This window comes from Cupriavidus sp. 207A1, from assembly GCF_057798955.1.
Map to the genome: position 1 here is coordinate 1 of NZ_JBYOJO010000036.1, position 2816 is coordinate 2816.

At 68.5% G+C, this 2816-nt stretch carries 2 protein-coding genes; both read left to right on the forward strand.

Going from position 1 to position 2816, the window contains the following annotated elements:
- A partial coding sequence (locus tag AC3FMM_RS31335) for a carboxyl transferase domain-containing protein (RefSeq protein ID WP_488687839.1) occupies positions 1-1350 on the forward strand: 1350 nt, incomplete at its 5' end.
- 40 nt (positions 1351-1390) lie between these two features.
- A partial coding sequence (locus AC3FMM_RS31340; RefSeq protein ID WP_488688340.1) for an acetyl-CoA carboxylase biotin carboxylase subunit occupies positions 1391-2816 on the forward strand: 1426 nt, incomplete at its 3' end.

Genomic DNA, 2816 nt, shown 5'->3' on the forward strand with positions numbered 1-2816 from the left:
CCCGGCGCCGGCATCATCACCGGCATCGGCCGCGTGGCCGGGCAGGAATGCGTGATCGTCTGCAACGACGCCACCGTCAAGGGCGGCACGTATTACCCGATGACGGTCAAGAAGCATGTGCGGGCGCAGGAGATCGCCGAGGAAAACCACCTGCCGTGCATCTACCTGGTCGACTCGGGCGGCGCCAACCTGCCCAACCAGGACGAGGTCTTCCCCGACCGCGACCACTTCGGCCGCATCTTCTACAACCAGGCCAACCTGTCCAAGCGCGGCATCCCGCAGATCGCGGTGGTGATGGGCTCGTGCACCGCGGGCGGCGCCTACGTGCCGGCGATGAGCGACGAGTCGATCATCGTCAAGAACCAGGGCACCATCTTCCTGGGCGGCCCGCCGCTGGTGAAGGCCGCCACCGGCGAGGAAGTCAGCGCCGAGGACCTGGGCGGCGCCGACGTGCATACGCGGCTGTCCGGCGTGGCCGACTATTTCGCGCAGAACGACCATCATGCGCTGAGCCTGGCGCGCAACATCGTGCAGCACCTGAACCGGCGCAAGCCGGACCAGATCCGTCTGCACGAGCCGGTCGAGCCGCTGTATCCGGTGGAAGAGCTGTATGGCGTGATCCCGACCGATACGCGCAAGCCGTACGACGTGCGCGAGGTGATCGCGCGCCTGGTCGACGGCTCCGAGTTCGACGAGTTCAAGGCCCGCTACGGCACCACGCTGGTGTGCGGCTTCGCCCGCATCTGGGGCTATCCGGTGGGGATCGTCGCCAACAACGGCATCCTGTTCTCGGAGTCGGCGCTCAAGGGCGCGCACTTTATCGAGCTGTGCTGCCAGCGCAAGATCCCGCTGGTGTTCCTGCAGAACATCACCGGCTTCATGGTGGGGCGCAAGTACGAGAACGAGGGCATCGCCCGCAACGGCGCCAAGATGGTGACGGCGGTGGCGACCGCGCAGGTGCCCAAGTTCACGGTGATCATCGGCGGCTCGTTCGGCGCGGGCAACTACGGCATGTGCGGGCGCGCGTATTCGCCGCGCTTTTTGTGGATGTGGCCGAACGCGCGCATCTCGGTGATGGGCGGCGAGCAGGCCGCGAGCGTGCTGGCGACGGTGCGCCGGGACGGCATCGAAGCGAAGGGCGGCCAGTGGAGCGCGCAGGAGGAAGACGCCTTCAAGCAGCCGATCCGCGACCAGTACGAGCACCAGGGCCACCCGTACTACGCCAGCGCGCGGCTGTGGGACGACGGCGTGATCGATCCCGCGCAGACGCGCACGGTGCTGGGGCTGGGGCTGTCGGCCAGCCTCAATGCGCCGATCGACGAGATGAAGTTCGGCGTGTTCCGCATGTAATCGTGGCATGTCTCAACGACTACAACGACTAGGAAGCTCAATGTTCAACAAGATCCTGATCGCCAACCGCGGCGAGATCGCCTGCCGCGTGGCTGCCACCTGCCGCCGGCTGGGCATCAGCACCGTCGCGGTGTACTCCGATGCCGACGCCGAGGCGCGCCACGTCGCCTTCTGCGACGAGGCCGTGCATATCGGCGGCGCCGCCGCGCGCGACAGCTACCTGCGCGCCGACCATATCATCGAGATGGCGAAGGAGACCGGCGCCCAGGCCATCCACCCGGGCTACGGCTTCCTGTCCGAGAACGAAGCGTTCGCCGAGGCCTGCGCCGCGGCGGGGCTGGTCTTCATCGGCCCGCCAGCGTCCGCCATCCACGCGATGGGCAGCAAGAGCGCGGCCAAGCAGCTGATGGAGAAGGCGGCGGTGCCGCTGGTGCCGGGCTACCACGGCGAGGACCAGGACCCGGCGCTGCTGCGCCGCGAGGCCGACCGCATCGGCTACCCGGTGCTGCTCAAGGCCAGTGCGGGCGGCGGCGGCAAGGGCATGCGCGTGGTCGAGTCCGGCGACGGTTTCGAGGCCGCGCTGGCGTCGGTCAAGCGCGAGGCCAGCGCCAGCTTCGGCGACGACAAGGTGCTGGTGGAGAAGTACCTGACCCGTCCGCGCCATATCGAGATCCAGGTGTTCGCGGATACGCACGGCAACTGCGTCTACCTATTCGAGCGCGACTGCTCGGTGCAGCGCCGCCACCAGAAGGTGCTGGAGGAAGCGCCGGCGCCGGGCATGACCGAGGAGCGCCGCCGCGCCATGGGCGAGGCGGCGGTGGCCGCGGCCAAGGCGGTTGGCTATGTCGGCGCCGGCACGGTGGAGTTCATCGCCAACCAGGATGGATCGTTCTACTTCATGGAGATGAACACCCGCCTGCAGGTCGAACACCCGGTGACCGAGATGATCACCGGCCAGGATCTGGTCGAATGGCAGCTGCGCGTCGCCGCGGGCGAGCCGCTGCCGCTGGCGCAGGAGCAACTGCGCATCGACGGCCATGCGCTGGAAGCACGCATCTACGCCGAGAATCCCGACAAGCAGTTCCTGCCGTCCACCGGCACGCTGCGCTTCCTGCGCACGCCGCCGGCGGTGCAGTTCATGCGCGGCGAGGATGCCCACGGCCCGGCCGGCGTGCGTATCGATGCCGGCGTGCGCGAGGGCGACACCATCAGCCCGTTCTACGATCCGATGATCGCCAAGCTGATCGTCTGGGGCAAGGACCGCGACGAAGCGCTGGCGCGCATGCGCCAGGCGCTGGCGGCGTACCACGTGGTCGGGCTGTCGACCAACGTGGCGTTCCTGCAGCGGCTGGTGAAGTCGGAGGCGTTCCGCACCGCCGATCTCGACACCGGACTGATCGCGCGCAACGAGGCGGTCCTGTTCCCGCCGCCCGCGCCGGTCGGCATGGAGCTGATCGCGCTGGCGG